The following is a 22673-nucleotide window of genomic DNA, read 5'->3' as shown; positions in this document are numbered from 1 at the left end:
TAAAGTGTTATTCGTAAATAAAAGAGAGTAGATCGATAGGAATTAAATGATATTAGTTAACTATTTATTAAATTACTTAATAATGATTAATTTTTAGTTAAAGTAAGTTTAATGTGAAGCACGACCGTTGCTCATTATAATGAATGAGGATTGTTCGTATTGCGTAATAGAATAAATCAAATAGACTAAAAATTGGGAGCATAGAATTATGAAATTAAAAAATATTGCTAAAGCAAGTTTAGCACTAGGGATTTTAACAACAGGGATGATTACAACTACTGCTCAGCCAGTAAAAGCAAGCGAGTACAGCGATTTAAGAGCAGTATCAAATGATACATTTAATTTAAAAACATATTATACTGGTCCTAACTTTAATTATAAAAATTTAAAAGGTTATAAAGAAGGGAACAAAGTTGAATTTGTAGATGAGATTACTCACCAATTAAATGTAATTGATTTGAAAGGTTCAGATAAAGAAAAATTAAAAGATATGATAGATGGTACTCTGTTTGATGTGTTTGTAGTTAGAGAAGGAACAACTAAAGACGCTACTAATTATTCAATAGGTGGAATTAGTAAACCGAATAGTAAAAGCTATATAGATACACTCAAAAATGTAAATCTAAAAGTTTCAAAAAAAGTAAGCTCAAATTCAGCTACAGTAGCATCATCGCATTTTGAAATTAATAAAGAAGAAATTTCATTAAAAGAATTAGATTTTAAATTGAGAAAACAATTAATTGATAATCATGATCTTTATAAAACAGAACCTAAAGACAGCAAAATTACAGTTACTATGAATAATGGAGACTATTACACATTTGAATTAAATAAAAAGTTACAAGAACACCGCATGGGTGATGTAATCGATGGTACTAAAATAAAAGAAATTAATGTTGAATTAAACTAATAATATTCGAGGGAGTAAATCATGAGGGAAAATTTTAAATTACGTAAAATGAAAGTCGGTTTAGTATCTGTTGCAATTACTATGTTATATATCATGACATATGGCGAAGCAGAAGCATCAGAAACTAGTGATGCTATTGGAAATCACAATGTGAATAAAACAGAAGAATCTGAAACTACGTCACAAATTGTTCAAAATAATAAAGAAATAAATGCGGATCAAACAAAAAAGAATACTGTCAAATTGGATCCTATCAAGCCAGGAGATCAAAAAGTCACAGGTACTACATTACCAAATCAATTAATTTTATTAAGCATAGACAAAAAAGATGTGAGTTCATTTGATAGTGGAAATAGTGAGCTAGTGATGTCAAAGGAAGATGGAAAATTTGAGTATGACTTAAACGGAAGAAAAATTGTCCATAACCAAGAGATTGAAGTAACTTCATCTTCAACGGAAGGTTTATTTGACGATGAAGAGGATGAAGAATTGGAAGAAGCTACAACTGAAAAAGCTGGTGATGAGGAAGAAAGTACAGAAGCTAAAGCTACATATACTACGCCTCGATATGAAAATGCCTATAAAGTGCCTGAAAAGCAATTAGATAAGAAAAATGGACATCATCAAGTTTTCATCGAACCAATTACTGAAGGTTCAGGTATTATTAAAGGTCATACGTCTGTAAAAGGTAAAGTTGCACTTTCTATTAATAATAAATTTATTAATTTTGAAGAGAGCGTTAAGGGCGGAGTTAGTAAAGAAGATACTAAAGCTAGTTCAGATGGTATCTGGATGACTATTAAAGATAAAGGGTACTTTGATTTTGATTTCAAAACGAAACGTTTCGATAATTTAGAGTTAAAGAAAAATGATGATATTTCATTAACATTTGTACCTGATGATGAAGAAGATGCATTAAAACCTTTAATTTTCAAAACTAAAGTAACAAGTTTAGAAGATATTGATAAAGCAGAAACTAAATATGAACATACTAAAGTAAAAAAAGTTAATGTTTTAAAAAATGATGAAGAAGATTTACAAGTAGATGAAATTTATGGAAGCTTATATCATACAGACAAAGGTAAAGGTATTCTTGATAAAGAAGGTACTAAAGTAATTAAAGGGAAGACTAAATTCGCAAACGCAGTAGTGAAAGTATATTCTGAACTAGGTGAAGCACAATTGTTCCCTGATTTACAAGTTAATGAAAAAGGTGAATTTAGCTTTGACTCACATGGTGCAGGGTTCAGATTACAAAATGGAGAAAAGCTTAACTTCGCAGTAGTTGATCCAATTACTGGTGACCCCCTTAGCAAATTGGTAACTAAAGAGATTGATATTGAAGAAACACCTGAAGAAAAAGCAGATCGTGAGTTTGATGAAAGAATGGAAAATACACCCGCTTACTACAAGTTATATGGTGATAAAATAGTTGGTTTCGATACTAATGATTTCCCGATCACTTGGTTTTATCCATTAGGTGAAAAGAAAGTTGAACGCACAACACCAAAATTAGAAAAATAATTAATAAAATAAAACAGCTTAATGATGTAATGAAACTAGTGAGTTAATCACTGACTTCAACGTCATTGAGCTGTTTTTTTGAGCTTTGTTACAAAGCATTATTGAATTTATTTTACGTGTTCATATTTTGAAACATCAAAGCCGTCTTGCTTAGCTTTGTTGATGATGTCTTTGATTGAATGTAATCCTTTATCGGCGAAGTATGATCTTAAGTTGTCTTTTGTAGCTTGGTCAGCATTCTTATCTAGTAACACATCGATATAACTTAACTCGTGTTCTAAGAAGTTTGCGTCATCATGTAGTACGAGTCCATTTTGAGAATACACTTTCGCATCTGCTTGATTACCATATCCAACAACGCCAGTTGCTAATACACCTACCATTGCCGTAGCTACTAAAACCTTTTTTAATTTCATATCTATCACTCCTCTAAAAATTGTAACTCTATCATAACACTGAATATTAAGAAAAATACGTTTATTAAGTCGATTTAATAATTTTTAATAAATAGTTAAAATGGCAAATATTGATAAAAAGCAATTAATCTTTAATACGATGATTATGGATTTTCCTACTAAAACCTTGATTTCAAAGAGGGTTTAAATCAAATGAAACAATAATAAAAAATAATGCAACATAATAATAAGTACAAATTTAATTAAGAAATTAAATTGATTGTATATGTATAATTTGGTAACGTAAAAGAGAAATATACAAAATAATTAATTATTTATATGAAAAGAGAATATAAATGAAGTATAAAACAGAGAGACGTGAAACGATGCGATATTTAAAAAGACTTTCATGGTACATAAGCATCTTAATTTTAATAGTTGTTATAGCTGGTTGTGGCAAAGGTAATGAAGCAAAAGAAGGTTCAAAAGAAGAACAAATCAAAAAGAGCTTTGCGAAAACGTTAGATATGTATCCAATTAAGAATCTCGAGGATTTATACGACAAAGAAGGATATAGAGATGGTGAATTTAAAAAGGGCGATAAGGGGACTTGGACTTTACTCACAAGTTTTTCAAAAAGTAACAAACCGGGTGAAATAGATGACGAAGGCATGGTTTTATATCTAAATAGAAATACCAAAGAAGGCAACAGGATATTATTATATGAATAAAGCTCATGATGAATTTAATGAAAAAGATCAACAAAAAAAATATCATGTTGAACTTAAAAATAATAAGATTGTTCTTTTAGATAATGTAGAAGACGAAAAACTTAAACAAAAAATTGAAAATTTTAAATTTTTTTAGTCAGTATGCCGATTTTAAAGATTTAAAAAATTATCAAGATGGAAGTATAACAACTAATGAAAATGTACCGAGCTATGAAGCAGAATACAAATTGAATAATAGTGATACAAATGTAAAAAAACTTAGAGATATTTATCCAATTACAACGAAAAAGGCTCCAATATTAAAGTTACATATAGATGGTGATATAAAAGGAAGTTCAGTTGGATACAAAAAAATAGAATATAAATTTTCAAAAGTTAAAGATCAAGAGACAACATTAAGAGATTATTTAAATTTTGGGCCGTCTGATGAAGATAGCTAAAGTTTATTAAATGTAGAAATAATTCTAAAACAGAGAGACGTGAAATGATGGGATATTCAAAAAGGTTTGTATTGTACATAAGTATCTTGATTTTAATAGTTATGGTAGCAGGTTGTGGTAAAAGTGATGAAACAAAAGAAGATTCCAAAGAAGAACAAATTAAAAAGAGCTTTGCGAAAACGTTAGATATGTATCCAATCAAAAATCTCGAGGATTTATACGACAAAGAAGGATATCGAGATGGCGAATTTAAAAAGGGAGATAAGGGGACGTGGACTTTACTCACAAGTTTTTCAAAAAGTAACAAACCGGGTGAAATAGATGACGAAGGTATGGTTTTATTCCTTAATAGAAATACAAAGAAGGCAACAGGATATTATTATATGAATAAAGCTCATGATGAATTTAATGAAAAAGATCAACAAAAAAAATATCATGTTGAACTTAAAAATAATAAAATAGTTCTTTTGGATAATGTAGAAGATCCAAATCTCAAAAATAAAATAGAGAATTTTAAATTCTTTAGTCAGTATGCTGATTTTAGAGATCTTAAAAATTATAAAAATGGAAATATATCAAGTACAGATAATGTGCCAAGCTACGATGCAGAATATAAAATGAGTAATACGGATAAAAATGTAAAAAAACTTAGAGAAGTTTATCCTATTACAACCAAAAAGTCGCCAGTATTAAAATTACATATAGATGGCGACATAAAAGGAAGTTCAGTTGGTTATAAAAATATAGAATATAATTTTTCAAAAGTAAAAGACCAAGAAACAGCTGTAAGAGATTTTGTGAATTTTGGACCATCTGATGGAGGTAGCTAAAGTTTATTAAGTGTAGAAATAATTCTAAAACAGAGAGATGTGAAAAGATGGGATATTTAAAAAGGATTGGATTGTGCATAAGTATCTTGATTTTAATAGTTATTGTAGCAGGTTGTGGCAAAAGTGATGAAACAAAAGAAGGTTCCAAAGAAGAACAAATTAAAAAGAGTTTTGCGAAAACGTTAGATATGTACCCAATTAAGAATCTCGAGGACTTATATGACAAAGAAGGATATCGAGATGGCGAATTTAAAAAGGGTGATAAGGGGACTTGGGTTATCAGTTCAGCAATGGTTAAACAGCCAAAAGGTAAAATTATGAGGTCAAGAGGTATGTATCTATTTTTAAATAGAAATACAAGAACGGCAAAAGGATATTTTATTGTAGATGTAACAAGTAACGATACATTAAAAAAGACAGAAGATAAAGAAAAGCGTTATCCAGTAAAGATGGTAAATAATAAAATAATACCGATTGGTCCAATTAATGACGAAGGCATAAAAAAAGAAATTGAAAACTTTAAGTTTTTCTCACAATATGGTGATTTTAAAGGATTAAAGAATTATCAAAATGGTGATTATTCATATAACGCAGAAGCACCTACTTATTCTGCTAAATTTCAATTAAGTAATGATGATTATAATGTAAAACAATTACGTAAAATGTATGACATTCAAACCAAAAAAGCTCCTAAATTGTTGTTGAAAGGTACTGGAGATTTAAAAGGTTCATCAATTGGACATAAGGACATTGAGTTTACCTTCGTTGAGAATCAAGAAGAGAATGTATTTTTTACTGATAGTTTGGAGTTTACCCCAAGTGAGGACTATTAACTATGATAAAAAAAGGGGATACGGAACAATGAATAATTTTAGACAATGCGCGTTGTGTATAGGTACATCGGTCTTTATTCTATTAGTATCAGGTTGCAGTGGCGTATTTGACACTCCTGAAGATTCAAAAGAAATACAAATTAAAAAGAGCTTTGCGAAAACATTAGATATGTACCCAATCAAAAATCTTGAAGATTTATACGACAAAGAAGGATATCGAGATGGAGAATTTAAAAAGGGAGACAAAGGGACGTGGGTTGTTAGATCTGAAATGATAATTCAACCAAAAGGTAAAAGTTTAACTTCAAGAGGCATGATATTATACATGAATAGAAATACTAGGACCACAACCGGTTATTTTTCAATAGAAGAAATAGATTCAAGAAAAAGCCTTGATGAAAGAGAAACAGAAAAAAAGTATCCTGTGAAAATGATAAACAATAAAATTATTCCAACTGAGGAGATAAAAGATGAAAAGTTGAAAAAGGAAATTGAAAACTTTAAGTTTTTTGTGCAATATGGCAGTTTTAAAGGAATAGAGAATTATGAAAATGGTGACATTTCCTATAATTCTGAAGCTCCTATTTATTCAGCGAAATATAAACTGAAAAATGATGATTATAATGTTAAAGAATTACGAAAAAGATATAATATTCCAACAGAAAAGGCGCCTAAATTGTTGTTGAAAGGTTCGGGGGATTTGAAAGGGTCTTCAGTTGGATATAAGGAAATTGAATTTATATTCATAGAAAATAAAAAAGAAAATATATATTTTTCAGATGGATTAAACTTAATTCCAAGTGACTAAAAATAACACAAAGGTTGATAGTACTCAACAAATATTAACATGATAGAGAGAAGTGAAAAAATGAGGGATTCAAAAAGAGTAGTATTGTACATAAGCATTATGGTGTTGAGTATTTTTATAATTGGTTGTAATAGTTCAAGCGAGAATGCAAAAAAATCAAAAGAAGACTCAAAAGAAGACCAAATTAAAAAGAGCTTTGCGAAAACATTAGATATTTACCCAATCAAAAATCTTGAAGATTTATATGACAAAGAAGGATATCGAGATGGCGAATTTGAAAAAGGTGATAAGGGGACGTGGACGATATATACAGATTTTGCCAAAAGTAATAAAGCGGGTGAATTGGATAGTGAAGGTATGGTATTACATTTGAATAGAAATACGCGGACGGCTAAAGGATATTACTTTGTAAGAAAAACTTATAACGAAGAGGATAAGATGCCGCAAAGGAAAGATTATCGTATTGAACTAAAAAATAATAAAATAGTCCTTTTAGATAAAGTAGAAGATGAAAAACTCAAACATAAAATAGAAAATTTTAAATTTTTTGGGCAATATGCAGATTTTAAAGACTTGAAAAATTATCAAAACGGGAAAATATCGAGCAATGAAAATGTTCCATATTATGAAGCAGAGTACAAAGTAGAAAATAGTGATAGAAATGTAAAAAAACTTAGAAATGTTTATCCAATTACAACCAGTGAATCGCCAACTTTAAAATTTCATATAGATGGGGATATAAAAGGTAGCTCGATAGGATATAAAAAAGTGGAATATATCTTTTCAAAGCAAAAAGATAACCAAATTTCTGTCAGTGATTTTTTAAATTTTAACCCATCAAAAGATAATCAGTAGAGATTCAATAAAAAATCAGACAAGAAAGATGTGGAATAATGAGAAATTTAAAGAGAGACGTATTGTACATAAGCATTATGGATTTGAGTATTTTTATAATAGGCTGTGATAAATCTAGTGTTACTGCTGAAAAAGCAAAAGAAGACTCAAAAGAAGACCAAATCAAAAAGAGCTTTGCGAAAACGTTAGATATGTATCCTATTAAGAATCTCGAGGATTTATACGACAAAGAAGGATATCGAGATGGTGAGTTTGAAAAAGGCGATAAAGGGACTTGGACGATGTATACAGATTTCGCCAAAAGTAATAAACCGGGTGAGCTAAGTAATGAAGGCATGTTCTTGAGCTTAGATAGAAACACACGTACAGCTAAGGGGTACTAATTTGTCAGGACGTTTTATCGCAAGTATAAATTACCTTATAGAAAAAATTATAAAGTTAAAATGAAAAATAATAAAATCATTTTATTGGATAAAGTAGAAGATAAAAAGCTTAAACAAAAAATAGAAAATTTTAAGTTTTTTGGACAATATGCAAATTTTAAGGATTTGGAAAATTACAACAATGGCGACGTGTCAATAAATTGGAATGTTCCAAGTTATGACGTGAAATATAAAATGAGTAATAAAGATGAAAATGTTAAGCAATTAAGAAGTCGTTATAATATTCCTACTGATAAATCACCGGTATTAAAAATGCATATTGATGGTAATTTGAAAGGGAGTTCCGTTGGAGATAGGAAGTTAGAAATTGATTTTTCAAAACGCGAAAATAGCCATTTATCAGTAATAGATTCTTTGGATTACCAGCCAGCGAAAACTAATAAAGATGACAAATGATAAGGATGGTGTGAAACAATGAGGTCTATAAAAAGGATCAGATTGTGCATAATCCTATTGATTCTAATCATTTTTGTAACATCTTGCGGTGGTGGTAATAAGATTACTGGAGATTCGAAAGAAACACAAATCAAAAAGAGTTTTGCGAAAACATTAGAAATGTACCCAATTAAGAATCTCGAGGATTTATACGATAAAGAAGGATGCCGTGATGGTGAATTTAAAAAGGGGGACAAAGGTACATGGACAATATCAACAGATTTTGCTAAAAGCAACAAACAAGGTGAAATGAATAGCGAAGGTATGGTACTACATTTTAATAGAAATACGAGGACAGCAAGAGGATATTATACTGTAAGAACAACTTATGATGAAGTGGATAAGTTGGCACGCGAAAAAAATACCGTGTTGAATTTAAAAACAATAAGATAGTTCTATTGGACAAAGTAGAAGATGAAAATATTAAACAAAAAATAGAAAATTTTAAATTTTTCGGGCAATATGCCGATTTTAAAGACTTGAAAAATTATAAAAATGGAAGAATATCTAGCAATTTAAATGTTCCTTATTATGAAGCAGAGTACAAAAGGAATAATAGTGATGGAAATGTAAAAAAACTTAGAGAAAAGTACCCAATTACAACCAAGCAGTCTCCAATATTAAAACTGCATATAGACGGCGATATTAAAGGTAGCTCAGTTAGATATAAACAGATAGAATACACATTTTCTAAGGAGAAAGATGATGAGACTTTTATGAGTGATTTTTTGAACTTCGGTCCCTCACACAGTAAATAGTAAATAAAACCAAGGGCATAAACTAATTTGAAACAAGAGAGAAGTGAAAAGATGGGATATTTTAAAAGAGTTGTACTTTACATAATTGTTATGGTTGTGAGTGTTTTTATAATAGGTTGTGATAGTTCAAGCGATACTGCAGAAAAATCAAAAGAAGATTCAAAAGAAGAACAAATCAAAAAGAGTTTTGCGAAAACATTGGATATGTATCCAATTAAGAATCTCGAGGACTTATATGATAAAGAAGGATACCGTGATGGCGAATTTAAAAAGGACGACAAAGGAATGTGGACTATATATACAGATTTTGCTAAAAGCAATAAATCAGACGAATTGGATGATGAAGGTATGGTTTTAAATCTGGATAGAAATACTCGAACGGCTAAGGGATATTATTTTGTTAAGAAATTTTATGAAAAGGATAAATTTTCAGATAGAAAAAATTATAAAGTTGAAATGAAAAACAATAAAATTATTTTATTAGACAAGGTAAACGATCCAGACCTTAAAGAAAGAATAGAAAATTTTAAGTTTTTTGGACAATATGCAAATTTTAAGGATTTGGAAAATTACAACAATGGCGACGTGTCAATAAATTGGAATGTTCCAAGTTATGACGTGGAATATAAAATGAGCAATAAAGATGAAAATGTTAAGCAATTAAGCAGTCGTTATAACATTCCTACTGATAAAGCTCCAATGTTAAAAATGCATATTGACGGGGACTTAAAAGGAAGTTCTGTTGGATATAAAAGGTTAGAAATAGACTTTTCAAAAGAAGATAGGGATATTTCAGTCATTGATTATTTAAGTTATAAGCCAGCGAAAAAATAGTGTTGATAATTAAATATTAGGGTGTGAAATGATGAGATATTTAAAAAGAGTTGTACTGTACATAATTGTTATGGTTTTGAGTGTTTTTATAATAGGTTGTGATAAATCAAGCGATACTTCAGAAAAGCCAAAAGAAGATTCAAAAGAAGCACAAATTAAAAAGAGTTTTGCAAAAACGTTAGACATGTATCCTACTGAAAATCTAGAAGACTTTTATGACAAAGAGGGATATCGAGATGGAGAATTTAAAAAAGATGATAAAGGTACTTGGCTAATTAGATCCGAAATAGTTAAACAGCCAAAGGGCAAAGTGATGAAAACAAGAGGTATGCAATTATATATTAATAGAAATACCAAAACAGCCAAAGGTTTCTTTGTTTTGAAAGAAATAAGTGAAAATAATAATCGTGTAAATAAAGATAAGGAGGAAAAATACGAAGTGAAAGTGGTAGGAAATAAAATTATTCCTACTGAACAAATTAATGACGAGAAAATAAAAAAAGAAATTGAAAACTTCAAGTTTTTTGTGCAATATGGAAACTTTAAAAATTTCGAAAAATACAACAATGGTGAGTTTTCATATAATCCTGAAGCACCAATCTATTCGGCTAAATATCAATTACACAACGATGATTACAATGTAAGGCAACTACGTAAAAGATATGACATTTCAACAAAAGAAACACCGAAGTTACTTTTGAAAGGTGGAGGAGATTTTAAAAATTTCTCAGTTGGTCAAAACGATATTGAATTTACTTTTGTTGAAAGAAAAGGTGAGAATATTTATTTTAACGATAGTGTTGAATTCATACCAAGTAAGTAAAGTTAAATTACAATGTGTAGTTTGATGAAATAATCAAATATCAAAAAATGTGCAAAGAGATGTGACAAGATGAAGTGTTTTCAGAAATTATACATATTTATATTAATTTTAATCGTATTAATGGCAGGATGCGAAAGTAATAAGATCACTGGAGATTCGAAAGAAACACAGATTAAAAAGAGCTTTGCGAAAACGTTAGATATGTATCCTACTGAAAATCTAGAAGACTTTTATGATAAAGAAGGATATCGAGATGGAGAATTTGAAAAAGATGATAAAGGGACTTGGCTAATTAGATCTGAAATGAAAATCCAATTAAAAGGAGAAAATCTGGAATCTAGGGGAGCAGTTATAGAAATTAACAGAAATACTAGAACGGCTAAAGGGAATTATATTGTTAGAGAAGTTGTTGAAGATAGCGATGGAATGACACACAATCATACAAAAAGGTATCCTGTGAAAATGGAAAATAATAAAATGATTCCATTAAAATCAATTGATGATGAAAAAGTAAAAAAAGAAATTGAAGAATTTAAATTCTTTGTACAATACGGGAATTTCAAAGAATTGGAAAACTATAAAGAGGACGAAGTGTCATATAACCCAGAAGTACCAATATACTCTGCACAATATCAATTGAAAAACAGTGATTATAATGTAGAACAATTAAGGAAGCGATATAATATCCCGACGAAAAAGGCGCCTAAATTATTATTGAAGGGTTCAGGTAATTTAAAAGGCTCATCAGTTGGATATAAAAATATTGAATTTACCTTTGTTGAAAATAAGAAAGAAAACATTTACTTCACAGATAGTGTCTACTTTAATCCAAGCGAGGATAAATAAATATAATTACTAATATAAAAAATGACGTTAGAATATTTAATAATAAAGTTAAATTAGTTATATATATTAAATTGATTAAGTGAGTTTTGTTTGATAACATAAAAGTTGAATAATCACTATTTTAATAAGTTGTATGAAATATTCAAATGTTTATAAAATTAAAGCAGAGAGATGTGAAATGATGAAGTATATTAAAAAAAATGCTTTGTACATGTGTGTATTACTTTTAATCATTTTTATTGGAGGATGTGGAAATATGAAAGATGAACAAACAAATAAAACAGATTCAAAAGAAGAGCAAATCAAAAAAAGTTTTGCGAAAACGTTAGATATGTATCCTACTGAAAATCTAGAAGACTTTTATGATAAAGAAGGATATCGAGATGGAGAATTTAAAAAAGATGATAAAGGTACTTGGCTAATTAGATCTGAAATGAAAATTCAATTAAAAGGAGAAAATCTGGAATCTAGGGGAGTAGTTTTAGAAATTAATAGAAATACTAGAACGGCTAAAGGGAATTATATTGTTAGAGAAGTTGTTGAAGATAGCGATGGAATGACACACAATCATACAAAAAGGTATCCTGTAAAAATGGAAAAGAATAAAATCATTCCATTAAAACCAATCGATGACGAAAAAGTAAAAAAAGAAATTGAAGAATTTAAATTCTTTGTACAATACGGGAATTTCAAAGAATTGGAAAACTATAAAGAGGACGAAGTGTCATATAACCCAGAAGTACCAATATATTCTGCGCAGTATCAACTGAAAAACAGCGATTATAATGTTGAACAATTAAGGAAGCGATACAATATACCGACGAAAAAAGCGCCTAAATTATTATTGAAAGGGTCAGGTAATTTAAAAGGTTCATCAGTCGGATATAAAAATATTGAATTTACCTTTGTTGAAAATAAGGAAGAAAATATTTACTTCACAGATAGTGTCTACTTTAATCCAAGCGAGGATAAATAAATATGAAAAATAAGGATTATACTATAAATCCAGGTAATTTAAAAAGCAATTCCGAGGCAACAAGCTCCATATCTAGTGTTAGTTATGAAATAGAAAATGCTAATAATCATGGATTAAAAAAAGATAAAATACACGATCAAATTGAAGACTTAAAAGCAGGAAAAAAATTCCCTTCTAATCTTGAGTATATAGATAGTCACACAGATAAAAAACACGGTGTGACAGCATCAGCTTTCCTAAACAAAGATACCGGGAAAGTGATTATTGGCATGACTGGAACAAACTTCAAAAAGGAAGCTCTTGCGAAGCAACTTTTGCTACCAGGGTTTGCAACAACAAAACAAGATAAAATTGACTCAGCTGAGACTAGAAAGGATTTAATTTCCGGTGTCCAAATTGGAACATTTCCTCCGTCTGATAAAAGCAAACATTATGAAGAAACACAAGAGTTCATCAAAAAATAAAAAATAAGTATGATATTGATTTTATTACTGGGCATTCATTAGGCGGTAGAGAAGCGGTAATATTAGGTATGAGTAATGGTATTCCTAATATCGTTGTTTATAATCCAGCTCCCATATCAGCTATTGGCTTAGACCCTAATTCTCGATTATTTAAATTATATAAAGGATATAAAGGTAACATTACTAGAGTTGTATCTAATAAAGATGAGTTAACTAATTTTATTCAGGGATATACGAAATATGTTTATTTTGGACATGAGATAGTGATTGAAAATGGTAAAGGTCATTCAATGGATGGATTCTTAACTGAACAAGAACAAAAAGCTATAAAAAAAGAACTTAAAAAACTACAAGGTTATGTAGAAGAAAATAATAAGTCATTTGTAAAGCATTCTAATAATGCCATATCTAAATTAGCTAGTATAGAATTACTTAGAACAAATATGATGACTACAAATGGAGGTTGGTTATCTTCTTCGCAACAAAAAGCTTTAGAAAGTTTATCAGCTTTAACAATTGCGCAGTCATTCAGTCAACTGATAGATGATGAAATTAATCAAATTAAAAAAATGTATAATGAAAAGGAAAAGAAATTTGAAAAAAATTGGGAAGACGCGCAAAAAGCTGGAAACGCTGTAGGTAAAGATATAACTGTGAGTGAAGTGCTAGAAGCTTTAGATGAAGGTCATGTGAATGAAAGTAGTATGGTAGGAGATCCTGAACAAATGATATCTGCAAAAGAAAGACAACTTTCAACGATAGGGTCTTCTGTATCAAATTATATTCTAAGAGTTAGATCTAGTATTAATGAAATCGTTGATAAAGATCAAGTGCTTGCATCACAAATAGGTGGATTACTATGATGTTCAATCGAATTAATAATAAAAATGAATTAGAAGAATCATATGAATATGAGAAAAAACGTATAGAGAATGAACTGCAAAATTTGAATGAGTTTAGGCATAGAGCTCGAAAAGAAAATGAACGTAGTTATGATGTTTTTCAATATTTGAAACACGAAATGAATTATAGTGAAGATGCACAAAGGAAAATGACGAGAAATATAGAAGCGTATGAGCAAGAAATCAATGAGATAATTAGAAAGCAAGAATGGAAATTAGAAGAATATAAAGAAGACTTAAAAAAATCTTATAAAAATCAGTTAGATAAACTAAGTGATTGATAATTTGGAGGAGATTAAATGAGTCCAATGGTAGGACCAGTTATAGGACCGGATATAGTACCGAGTATATCGTCAATGATAAAGGATGCTCAAAAAGTAAATATTCGCACAGTTATTGCACCTGAACATAAGAAAAAACAGAAAAATATTGAAAATGAATTAAAAGGTGAAGAAAAAGTATTGATTGAACAAATGGCGCAGCATTGCGAAGCTTTTAAAGCTAATTTTAAAGGCGCAGCTCAAGGAGATTGGGTTAAAAGTGCCATGTCTGAGATAGACAGCATTAAGGATGACCTGAAAAAAATTAATAGCTAAACTACATATCATATTAATAAATAAAGCTCCCTTCAAAATTTTCATTTTTTCAATGTCTACTTTGGAGGGAGCGCTTCAGTATAATCACAACTGACACTAGGCCGCTTCTTTTTAATTTAATTTATTCCCATGTAAAGTGATTCGAACCGAATCGAAATATCACACTCACAATTGTAAAAACACAACTTAAATTACTGTCCCGCATTAAACATATCCACATTCCAAACAGCAACAACAAAATCCTCAAGTACCAAAAGCTATGATCACTTTATCAAAATCAACGCAAGTTAACCTCTCTGGAACTACCCGCCATAAATCATCTTCACCTTATAAACCATAAAGCGCTGCAGTTAAGTATTGAATGGCATAGCCAATTGAAATGAAAATAGCAATCGTTATAATAGCACTGCCAATGGTATATAACGTATGTTTCGTAGATAATCCTTCAGTCTTTGAACCAAAAACACTGAGTAGAATAAATGCAATACCAATGACATATAAAACTAAAATGACAAATAGCATGTTTATACACCTCGATTCTCTTTCGTGAGATATATCTTTGTCTCCATTATAAAGTAAAGCGCTCAATAATTTAATTAAGTATACTATTTTTTTATTATCGAAGATTGCGAAAGATGAAACGCTCCTATATAATGTAAAACGGAATTATTCCTATTTACAAATAAATTGAAGTGAGGGTATATATATGGCTAAAATTCCAGTTACGGTATTAAGTGGTTATTTAGGCTCGGGGAAAACAACGTTGTTAAATCATATTTTACAAAATCGTGAAGGTCGACGTATCGCGGTAATTGTAAATGATATGAGTGAAGTTAATATCGATAAAGATCTTGTCGCAGATGGTGGGGGACTATCGCGTACAGATGAAAAATTAGTCGAACTTTCTAATGGTTGTATCTGTTGTACACTTAGAGATGATTTATTAAAAGAAGTTGAGCGTTTAGTGAAAAAAGGTGGCATCGATCAAATTGTTATTGAGTCAACAGGGATTTCAGAGCCAGTACCTGTTGCACAAACTTTCTCATATATTGATGATGAACTTGGCATTGATCTTACAGCGATTTGCCGTTTAGATACAATGGTTACAGTTGTGGATGCTAACCGCTTCGTACATGACATCAACTCAGAAGATTTATTGATGGATCGTGATCAAAGCGTTGATGAAACAGATGAGCGTTCGATTGCTGATTTATTAATTGACCAAGTTGAATTTTGTGATGTATTGATTATTAATAAAATTGATTTAATTAGTGAAGAAGAACTAGCGAAGTTAGAAAAAGTGTTAAGTGCATTGCAACCGACTGCTAAAATTATTAAGACAACAAATTCTGAAGTAGATTTAAAAGAAGTTTTAAATACGCAGCGTTTTGATTTTGAAAAAGCGAGCGAGTCAGCAGGATGGATCAAAGAACTTGAGTCTGGTGGGCATGCATCGCATACACCTGAAACAGAAGAATATGGTATATCATCGTTTGTATATAAACGTCGACTTCCTTTCCATGCTAAAAGGTTCAATGATTGGTTAGAAACCATGCCAAATAATGTCGTACGCTCAAAAGGTATCGTATGGCTAGCACAATACAATCACGTAGCATGTTTATTATCTCAAGCAGGGTCATCTTGCAATATTCATCCAGTTACATATTGGGTGGCTAGTATGTCTGAAGCGCAACAAACGCAAATATTAGCAGAACGCCAAGACGTCGTAGCTGAATGGGATCCAGAATATGGCGATCGTCATACACAATTTGTCATTATTGGTACCGACTTAGATGAAGAAAAATTAACAAAAGAACTCGATGCATGCTTAGTCAATGCGCAAGAAATTGATGTAGATTGGCAACAATTTGAAGATCCATATCAATGGCAAATTAGACCAGCACGATAAGTTGAATGAAGTATAATCATTTTTGAATTGTGGCTTAATTGTTTGCAATTTATGACAATTAATAAAAAGTTAAGGTGTTCTTAGGATCTTTTTGTTTTCAATCTATCTAAAGTGTGATAGTTTTGATAAAGCAGAAATTTGCATTTTATCCATAGGGCTAGGACATGTATGTGTCTTAGTCCTTTTTATATTTACGTTGATGAAAAATGGCAAAACCATCGTACCAACTGTTAATTGAAGGTACAATCATTGTTTAACAGTCATAAAAATGAGCGAAGTAAATGCAGCTATCAATGTACTATTAACACTTACGGTCACACGAGTGTTTCAGTCTAAACGTGCAACGCAATTCTGCACGTGGCCAATATATCTTGCGCTAGATCATGAAGATCATTAAGATTTCGCATGCCAAATCATGAATGTCTCAAAACTCGAGTATCAAACATAAAACACGCCACAAAAATATAACGCGTCAGACTACAAAGATCACGAATATTCCGTACGTCCCACCAAGAACATCCTATACAAAAAACCAAGACCATTTATTTGCAACAAACAAGACTCACCTCACATCAATAAATCAACACAAAGCAAAGCCACCATCCCTATTGGCATAGTGGCCTGAGAATTTTAAGTATTCAATTCGCTTAAATTATTTTGCGAAAATGTCGATAATTGCTTTGATGATTTTAATGATAGTACCTACAATAGCCATCGTTTTGTCCTCCTGTATGTTGATTTAACATAGTGATGAGTTGTTGATCGTTAATGTTTGAGATTAGTTGTTACCTAAAAATTTACCAAGTAAATCTTTAAAGAATTTGAATAATTTTGCTACGAATTCCATGTGAATGGCCCCCTTCAAATAAGATGTTCATATCTATGAGATTTTTATAACTTACTTACCAGTGAATTTCTCAATTAATCCTTTAATGAATTTAATGATTCCTGCAATGATACCCATGTGAAAGACCTCCTTTGTTTGTTATGAAATCTTATTTACCAGTGAATTGTTCGATTAAGCTTTTGATAACTTTAATGATGCCAGCGATGATACCCATTAAGATTACCTCCTTTGCTTATGAGTTAACTTTATTGTACATAGTTATCTTGTGCGTAATTGATTTTTTTCCTAACTTGAATTGTTATGATCATAACTGCGAATTTTTTATTTTAAAAGGACGGGAAATACTGCCTAACTGTACAGGTGCATTTACAAAATCTTTACAATCATTGGTTTAATAGAGGTTAAGCTCATGAATTTGACATGAAGCAGAAATTTAATTATATTTTATGTTATAAGTTTAAAACGAATAACACGTTAGGTCTCGTCTAGGCAAAGCATATTTATGAAGATGAATTGAACAGACAGAAGTAACATTTTATATACATATGTGCATGGGAGCACGCTTAAAGAGAACACTGCAACAAGGTATATCAACGTACCGTGATGCAGTGTTCTAGTTAAACTGAAACCTGCAATAGTAAATTTTCTGCCATTATGTACAGAATCTACTATTGTAGGTTTTTATTTTTATACATAAGCAATTATGCGAGAGATTAGAAATAAGGAGGTTATGCAGTGTTAAGTTTTCAATTGCTATTTTCACTGTTTGTTATTGCGCTTATCATTGCATTGATAAGTGGCTTGTTATTTTTAGCACCAGTTATGCCAATGAGATATATTAAATTACATTTATACATACTAGTCATGCCAGTATTATTTGCAGTCATTGGCTTTTTCGGTATTCATGGTCAACATGTCTTAGGTCCATTTAAAATAGATCGTTTATCTTGGTTATTAGCTGGCTTTGTAATGGCGCTTGGCTTTATTATTCAAAAGTTTTCAATGCGATATTTACTAGGTGATCATCATTATAGACATTACTTTCCATTGTTCACTGCGATTACGTCGTTTGCATCTTTAGCATGGATGTCTGAAGACTTAAGACTGATGGCACTCTGCTGGGGTATGACATTATTATGTTTAACATTGCTGATGAACGTTAATCGTTTTTGGAAAGTGCCACGTGAGTCTGCGAAATTATCAAGCATGACATTTTTATGTGGTTGGCTTGCATTCGTTGGAGCAATTGTAACTATTTATATTGCGACTGGCGAGTGGCGCGTGCCTCAACATATGTCCAATTCGACATGGTCATTGTTGACGAATGTACTACTTGTATTAGCTGTCATGATACCAGCAGCACAATTTCCATTTCATCGATGGTTGATTGAATCTGTAACGGCACCAACGCCAGTATCAGCAATTATGCATGCAGGAATTGTGAATGCAGGTGGTGTTATTCTAACTCGTTTTGCGCCGATATTTGATAATGGATTTGCGTTATCATTATTACTTATCCTTTCTAGTATTTCTGTATTGTTAGGATCGGGTATTAGCTTAGTTCAAGTTGACTATAAACGCCAATTAGTGGGCTCTACGATGAGTCAAATGGGCTTTATGTTAGTTCAATGTGCATTGGGTGTATATTCAGCAGCGATTATTCATTTAATATTGCACGGTATTTTTAAAGCAACATTATTTTTACAATCAGGTTCTATCGTGAAGCGATTCAATATTCCAAAACAAGCATCTGCTAAAGACGCTTATGGCTGGATTGTCATGGGACGTGTATTAGCTATTATCGTGGCATTTCTATTTTGGATGAGTAGTGACAGAAGTGCATATGAAGTGTTAAGTGCACTCATTCTAGCATGGTCATTACTTGTATCTTGGAATCAGATGGTAGCCTTTAGTAAAGGGCGCATGGCACGTCTGGTTGGCATGATTTTGATTGCAATTGTGACATTTATCTACATCATCACACATAATTATTTTTACGATGTATTGCGAAATATAACAACACATGCGACAACACCGCCTACAGTGAGTGTCATCATTAGTGTTGTCATTTTAATCTTTGGTAGTTTATTAAGTATTTGGGTGGCGCGTCATCGATACTCTAAGGGTTTTGCGGTATTGTACGTGTGGTTAGTTAATCTAGGTGAAGCACGCTCGAAAGCGATAGAAAGTCATCCGAATTATTTGAAGAAGTATTTATAGGAGGTGAAAGGTATGACAACACAGTTAAATATCAATTCAGTCATTGAAAATGCGAAACGTGTTATTACACCATTATCACCGATTTCGATTTTTGCAGCACGAAATCCATGGGAAGGATTAGAAGCGGATACGTTTGAAGATGTTGCAAAATGGTTACGTGATGTTCGAGCTGTGGATATTTTTCCAAATAAAGCATTAATAGAAAGTGCTGTGGCACGTGGTGAATTAGATGAAAGTGTCTTTAATCAACTTGTTACTGATATGTTACTTGAACATCACTACAATATCCCGCAACACTACATCAATCTTTATATTGATAACATTAAAACATTAAAAGACGTACCTGCATCATATATGAATCATTCAAATGTTGATGTTGTTGCTGATCTACTATTAGAAAAATCAAAACTTGATATGGCTGATTCATATCATCACTATGATGTACGTCCGATGAGTGATGCAATAATAGATGAACAAGGTGAGCCACTTAGCGAACAAGTGAATCGTCAAATGATTAAATGGACGAAACTTTATATCGATCAATTTCTATCGAGTTGGACAATGCCGAAGCGAGAGCAAAGTTTTTACCATGCATGGTTGCATTTAGCGCAACATGACCATAGTTTTACTAAAGCACAGCGCCAAGTGATTAAAGGCTTACCCAATGATCCTGAAATGACGATAGAGTCAGTATTAACTCATTTTTCAATAGATCAGGAAGACTACCAAGCTTATGTTGAAGGACATCTTTTGGCGTTACCGGGTTGGGCAGGTATGTTGTATTACCGTTCACAACAGCATCACTTTGAACAATATTTGTTAACGGATTATTTGGCAATTCGGTTAATTGTCGAACAATTGCTAGTTGGTGATGAGTTTAAGTCAGTCACTAAAGATTGTGAAAGTAGATCGGAAAATTGGTTTAAGCAAACTGTTGCATCATGGTGTTACTACAGTGATATGCCTAGCGATGTATTACTACAACATGACGTCAATGAAATTCAAACGTTTATTCATTTTGCAGCAACTATGAATAAAAATGTATTTAAAAATTTATGGCTAATTGCCTGGGAAATGACATACGAATCTCAGTTAAAACAAAAAATTAAAGCAGGTCATGAAAGTGTGGCGGGCGCATTAGATGTAAACCAAGTAAATGTCTCAGAAAATGATAACGCTAATCAGCCACATTCAGTATTGTTAAATGACACACAAGCAGTTGATGAAAATAATAGCGAGCTAAATCAGATGGGCACATCAACGAAAGCGCAAATTGCATTTTGTATAGATGTTCGTTCAGAACCATTTCGTAGACATATCGAAGCAGCAGGGCCCTTTGAAACGATTGGTATTGCAGGTTTCTTTGGATTACCTATTCAAAAAGATGCCGTAGACGAACAATTCAAACATGATTCATTACCTGTCATGGTACCGCCGGCATATCGCATTAAAGAATTTGCAGACCGCTACGATATGAATGTTTATCGACAACAGCAACAGACAATGTCATCGATGTTTTACACATTTAAATTGATGAAAAATAATGTTATGCCTAGTCTGTTATTGCCTGAATTAAGTGGGCCATTTTTAAGCTTGAGTACCATTGTCAATTCGATTATGCCTAGAAAAAGTCGCGCGTCTTTACAAAAAATAAAACAAAAATGGTTGAAAAAGCCTGAAACAAAGTTAACGATTGATCGTGAGTTTGACCGAACATCAGATTTACCTGTTGGATTTACTGAGCAAGAGCAAATTGATTTCGCGTTACAAGCGTTGAAATTGATGGATTTAACCGAAGCATTTGCGCCGTTCGTTGTGTTAGCAGGTCATGCTAGTCATTCTCACAATAATCCACATCATGCATCACTTGAATGTGGGGCTTGTGGTGGCGCATCAAGCGGTTTTAATGCTAAGTTATTAGCGATGATATGTAATCGTCCAAATGTCAGACAAGGATTAAAACAAGCAGGCGTGTATATTCCAGAGACAACTGTTTTTGCGGCAGCAGAACATCATACGTCTACTGATACGTTGGCATGGGTATATGTGCCAGACACATTATCAGCTTTAGCTCTAGATGCATATGAATCATTGAATGACGCGATGCCGATGATTTCTGAACATGCGAATCGCGAACGTTTGGACAAACTGCCAACGATTGGTCGTGTGAATCATCCAGTGGAAGAAGCACAGCGGTTTGCGAGTGATTGGAGTGAGGTACGTCCAGAATGGGGCTTGGCTAAAAATGCATCATTTATAATTGGACGACGCCAATTAACAAAAGGCATTGATTTAGAAGGGCGGACATTTTTACACAATTATGATTGGCGTAAAGATAAAGATGGCACATTATTAAATACCATCATTTCTGGTCCGGCACTTGTGGCACAATGGATTAATTTACAATATTATGCGTCGACAGTTGCGCCGCATTTTTACGGAAGTGGGAATAAAGCGACACAAACCGTCACGTCAGGTGTTGGTGTCATGCAAGGTAATGCGAGTGATCTGATGTATGGCTTATCATGGCAATCTGTTATGGCTGCTGATCGAACGATGTATCATTCGCCAATTCGTTTGCTTGTCGTTATTCAGGCACCTGACTATGTTGTAGCTAGACTACTCGCGAATAATGAGCATTTCGCTAGGAAGGTGTCTAATCATTGGCTGCGTTTAATGAGCGTTAATGAGGAAGGGCGTTTTAAAAGTTGGATTTAACGATGAAATGTTGCGATGCTAAGTAACTAATATATCATCATATCTACAATGTTCTAGCTTCTTAAAATATACTAAAAATGATAAACTTAATGTAATAGTTGATGTCGTGATAACGATACAAAGATGAAGTAATCAATTTTAATATTATTGGAGTTAGTGATATGAAAAGAACGAAAGGTGAAATCGAAGCTGAAATCAGTAAAGCCATTACGCAATGGGAAAAAGATTTCCTTGGCAGAGGTTCCTTGTCAGTTAAATCAGACATTTTAAGAGATATGGTGATTATTAGTTTACAAGGTATCTTAACGCCAGCAGAATATCGTGTGTGTAGTACGAATGAAGGATTACTAAATATTAAACGAACACGTTCTGAATTAGTTGAATCCGGTGAGCAAGATTTGAATGATATCATTCTTAAAATTACAGGTATCAAAGTGATGAGCTTCCACAGTGATTTAAGTACAGTTACAGGTGAACGTATTATCGTATTCAAACTTGAGGATAATTTGGAAAAGCATATTTAAGAAGGTTAGGTATGCTTTTGTTGGCTTATTAAAGCTATAGAAGTATGTTTGG

General features: G+C 31.8%; 23 protein-coding genes and 4 pseudogenes. 21 read left to right on the top strand and 6 right to left on the bottom strand.

The annotated features are described in order from the left end of the window. Positions 1 to 208: 208 nt before the first annotated feature. Together JQN76_RS01420 and JQN76_RS01415 are read left to right on the top strand one after the other, a co-directional pair. On the top strand, positions 209 to 910 hold the full coding sequence (locus JQN76_RS01420) for an exotoxin beta-grasp domain-containing protein (RefSeq protein WP_000769151.1): 702 nt from the start codon (positions 209 to 211) through the stop codon (positions 908 to 910). Between the two features lie 21 nt (positions 911 to 931). Next, the gene (locus JQN76_RS01415; protein ID WP_001208925.1) at positions 932 to 2434 is read left to right on the top strand and encodes an FKLRK protein; all 1503 of its coding nucleotides are present in this window, start codon (positions 932 to 934) and stop codon (positions 2432 to 2434) included. A 107-nt stretch (positions 2435 to 2541) separates the two neighbouring features. Here the strand turns inward: JQN76_RS01415 and spn are convergent, their stop codons facing one another. Next, on the bottom strand, positions 2542 to 2850 hold the full coding sequence (gene spn, locus JQN76_RS01410) for a myeloperoxidase inhibitor SPIN (RefSeq protein ID WP_000768889.1): 309 nt from the start codon (positions 2848 to 2850) through the stop codon (positions 2542 to 2544). Between the two features lie 365 nt (positions 2851 to 3215). Between spn and JQN76_RS01405 the strand changes: the two are divergent. The 14 genes and pseudogenes from JQN76_RS01405 (at position 3216) to JQN76_RS01340 (ending at position 14403) form a co-directional block, all read left to right on the top strand. After that, positions 3216 to 4000, top strand: a pseudogene (locus tag JQN76_RS01405) (tandem-type lipoprotein). 47 nt (positions 4001 to 4047) lie between these two features. Further along, on the top strand, positions 4048 to 4830 hold the full coding sequence (locus JQN76_RS01400) for a tandem-type lipoprotein (protein ID WP_000542370.1): 783 nt from the start codon (positions 4048 to 4050) through the stop codon (positions 4828 to 4830). A gap of 47 nt (positions 4831 to 4877) precedes the next feature. After that, entirely contained in the window at positions 4878 to 5663 is a 786-nt protein-coding gene (locus JQN76_RS01395) for a tandem-type lipoprotein (protein WP_001836845.1), read from the top strand. Between the two features lie 28 nt (positions 5664 to 5691). Beyond that, positions 5692 to 6471 (top strand): tandem-type lipoprotein, encoded by a 780-nt coding sequence (locus JQN76_RS01390; protein ID WP_001834661.1) that lies wholly within the window; start codon positions 5692 to 5694, stop codon positions 6469 to 6471. A 60-nt stretch (positions 6472 to 6531) separates the two neighbouring features. Further along, entirely contained in the window at positions 6532 to 7326 is a 795-nt protein-coding gene (locus tag JQN76_RS01385; RefSeq protein WP_025175393.1) for a tandem-type lipoprotein, read from the top strand. Between the two features lie 35 nt (positions 7327 to 7361). Then, positions 7362 to 8165 (top strand): annotated as a pseudogene (locus JQN76_RS01380) (tandem-type lipoprotein). 18 nt (positions 8166 to 8183) lie between these two features. Continuing rightward, a pseudogene (locus tag JQN76_RS01375) lies at positions 8184 to 8962 on the top strand (tandem-type lipoprotein). Between the two features lie 51 nt (positions 8963 to 9013). Then, positions 9014 to 9796 carry a tandem-type lipoprotein gene (locus JQN76_RS01370; protein WP_000540319.1) on the top strand — a complete coding sequence of 261 codons (783 nt, stop codon included), beginning with the start codon at positions 9014 to 9016 and terminating at the stop codon, positions 9794 to 9796. Between the two features lie 31 nt (positions 9797 to 9827). Further along, the gene (locus tag JQN76_RS01365) at positions 9828 to 10619 is read left to right on the top strand and encodes a tandem-type lipoprotein (protein WP_001269768.1); all 792 of its coding nucleotides are present in this window, start codon (positions 9828 to 9830) and stop codon (positions 10617 to 10619) included. Positions 10620 to 10688: 69 nt separating this feature from the next. Then, positions 10689 to 11465, top strand: coding sequence for a tandem-type lipoprotein (locus JQN76_RS01360; protein WP_001836841.1), 777 nt, complete (start codon positions 10689 to 10691; stop codon positions 11463 to 11465). A gap of 181 nt (positions 11466 to 11646) precedes the next feature. Continuing rightward, positions 11647 to 12441, top strand: a complete 795-nt coding sequence (locus JQN76_RS01355; protein WP_031929877.1) for a tandem-type lipoprotein — start codon at positions 11647 to 11649, stop codon at positions 12439 to 12441. Positions 12442 to 12443: 2 nt separating this feature from the next. After that, positions 12444 to 13768 (top strand): annotated as a pseudogene (locus JQN76_RS01350) (alpha/beta hydrolase family protein). Beyond that, the gene (locus tag JQN76_RS01345; protein ID WP_000971506.1) at positions 13765 to 14088 is read left to right on the top strand and encodes a hypothetical protein; all 324 of its coding nucleotides are present in this window, start codon (positions 13765 to 13767) and stop codon (positions 14086 to 14088) included. Before JQN76_RS01350 ends, JQN76_RS01345 begins: the two are co-directional and overlap by 4 nt. 18 nt (positions 14089 to 14106) lie before the next feature. Next, positions 14107 to 14403 carry a hypothetical protein gene (locus JQN76_RS01340; RefSeq protein WP_000074800.1) on the top strand — a complete coding sequence of 99 codons (297 nt, stop codon included), beginning with the start codon at positions 14107 to 14109 and terminating at the stop codon, positions 14401 to 14403. Positions 14404 to 14730: 327 nt separating this feature from the next. On the opposite strand, the gene JQN76_RS01335 is transcribed toward JQN76_RS01340, so the two are convergent. Next, positions 14731 to 14991: a hypothetical protein gene (locus JQN76_RS01335; protein ID WP_072433528.1), complete on the bottom strand. Its 261-nt coding sequence runs from the start codon at positions 14989 to 14991 to the stop codon at positions 14731 to 14733. A 118-nt stretch (positions 14992 to 15109) separates the two neighbouring features. Here JQN76_RS01335 and JQN76_RS01330 point away from each other — a divergent pair, with 118 nt between their 5' ends. Beyond that, positions 15110 to 16312, top strand: coding sequence for a GTP-binding protein (locus tag JQN76_RS01330; RefSeq protein ID WP_001062999.1), 1203 nt, complete (start codon positions 15110 to 15112; stop codon positions 16310 to 16312). A 268-nt stretch (positions 16313 to 16580) separates the two neighbouring features. Beyond that, on the top strand, positions 16581 to 16709 hold the full coding sequence (locus tag JQN76_RS14245; RefSeq protein WP_001815412.1) for a hypothetical protein: 129 nt from the start codon (positions 16581 to 16583) through the stop codon (positions 16707 to 16709). 255 nt (positions 16710 to 16964) lie between these two features. Here JQN76_RS14245 and JQN76_RS01325 read toward each other — a convergent pair whose 3' ends face one another. The 4 genes from JQN76_RS01325 to JQN76_RS01310 form a co-directional block, all read right to left on the bottom strand. Continuing rightward, positions 16965 to 17027 carry a phenol-soluble modulin PSM-alpha-4 gene (locus JQN76_RS01325; protein WP_014532416.1) on the bottom strand — a complete coding sequence of 21 codons (63 nt, stop codon included), beginning with the start codon at positions 17025 to 17027 and terminating at the stop codon, positions 16965 to 16967. A 63-nt stretch (positions 17028 to 17090) separates the two neighbouring features. Further along, the gene (locus JQN76_RS01320; RefSeq protein WP_014373779.1) at positions 17091 to 17159 is read right to left on the bottom strand and encodes a phenol-soluble modulin PSM-alpha-3; all 69 of its coding nucleotides are present in this window, start codon (positions 17157 to 17159) and stop codon (positions 17091 to 17093) included. Between the two features lie 51 nt (positions 17160 to 17210). After that, positions 17211 to 17276, bottom strand: a complete 66-nt coding sequence (locus JQN76_RS01315; RefSeq protein ID WP_014373780.1) for a phenol-soluble modulin PSM-alpha-2 — start codon at positions 17274 to 17276, stop codon at positions 17211 to 17213. Positions 17277 to 17307: 31 nt separating this feature from the next. After that, positions 17308 to 17373: a phenol-soluble modulin PSM-alpha-1 gene (locus tag JQN76_RS01310; RefSeq protein ID WP_014373781.1), complete on the bottom strand. Its 66-nt coding sequence runs from the start codon at positions 17371 to 17373 to the stop codon at positions 17308 to 17310. A gap of 521 nt (positions 17374 to 17894) precedes the next feature. On the opposite strand from JQN76_RS01310, the gene JQN76_RS01305 reads away from it, so the two are divergent. From JQN76_RS01305 to JQN76_RS01295, 3 genes are all read left to right on the top strand, one after another. After that, positions 17895 to 19379 carry an NADH dehydrogenase subunit 5 gene (locus JQN76_RS01305; RefSeq protein ID WP_000948298.1) on the top strand — a complete coding sequence of 495 codons (1485 nt, stop codon included), beginning with the start codon at positions 17895 to 17897 and terminating at the stop codon, positions 19377 to 19379. Between the two features lie 12 nt (positions 19380 to 19391). Continuing rightward, positions 19392 to 22097 (top strand): DUF2309 domain-containing protein, encoded by a 2706-nt coding sequence (locus tag JQN76_RS01300; protein WP_000211528.1) that lies wholly within the window; start codon positions 19392 to 19394, stop codon positions 22095 to 22097. A 161-nt stretch (positions 22098 to 22258) separates the two neighbouring features. After that, positions 22259 to 22621 carry a Na-translocating system protein MpsC family protein gene (locus JQN76_RS01295; protein ID WP_000831496.1) on the top strand — a complete coding sequence of 121 codons (363 nt, stop codon included), beginning with the start codon at positions 22259 to 22261 and terminating at the stop codon, positions 22619 to 22621. Positions 22622 to 22673 lie beyond the last annotated feature (52 nt).

Origin of the sequence: Staphylococcus sp. SM3655 (assembly GCF_016917315.1) — a bacterium.
In the GTDB taxonomy this organism is placed as follows: domain Bacteria; phylum Bacillota; class Bacilli; order Staphylococcales; family Staphylococcaceae; genus Staphylococcus; species Staphylococcus aureus.
This window is presented reverse-complemented; position numbering and strand designations above follow the sequence as displayed.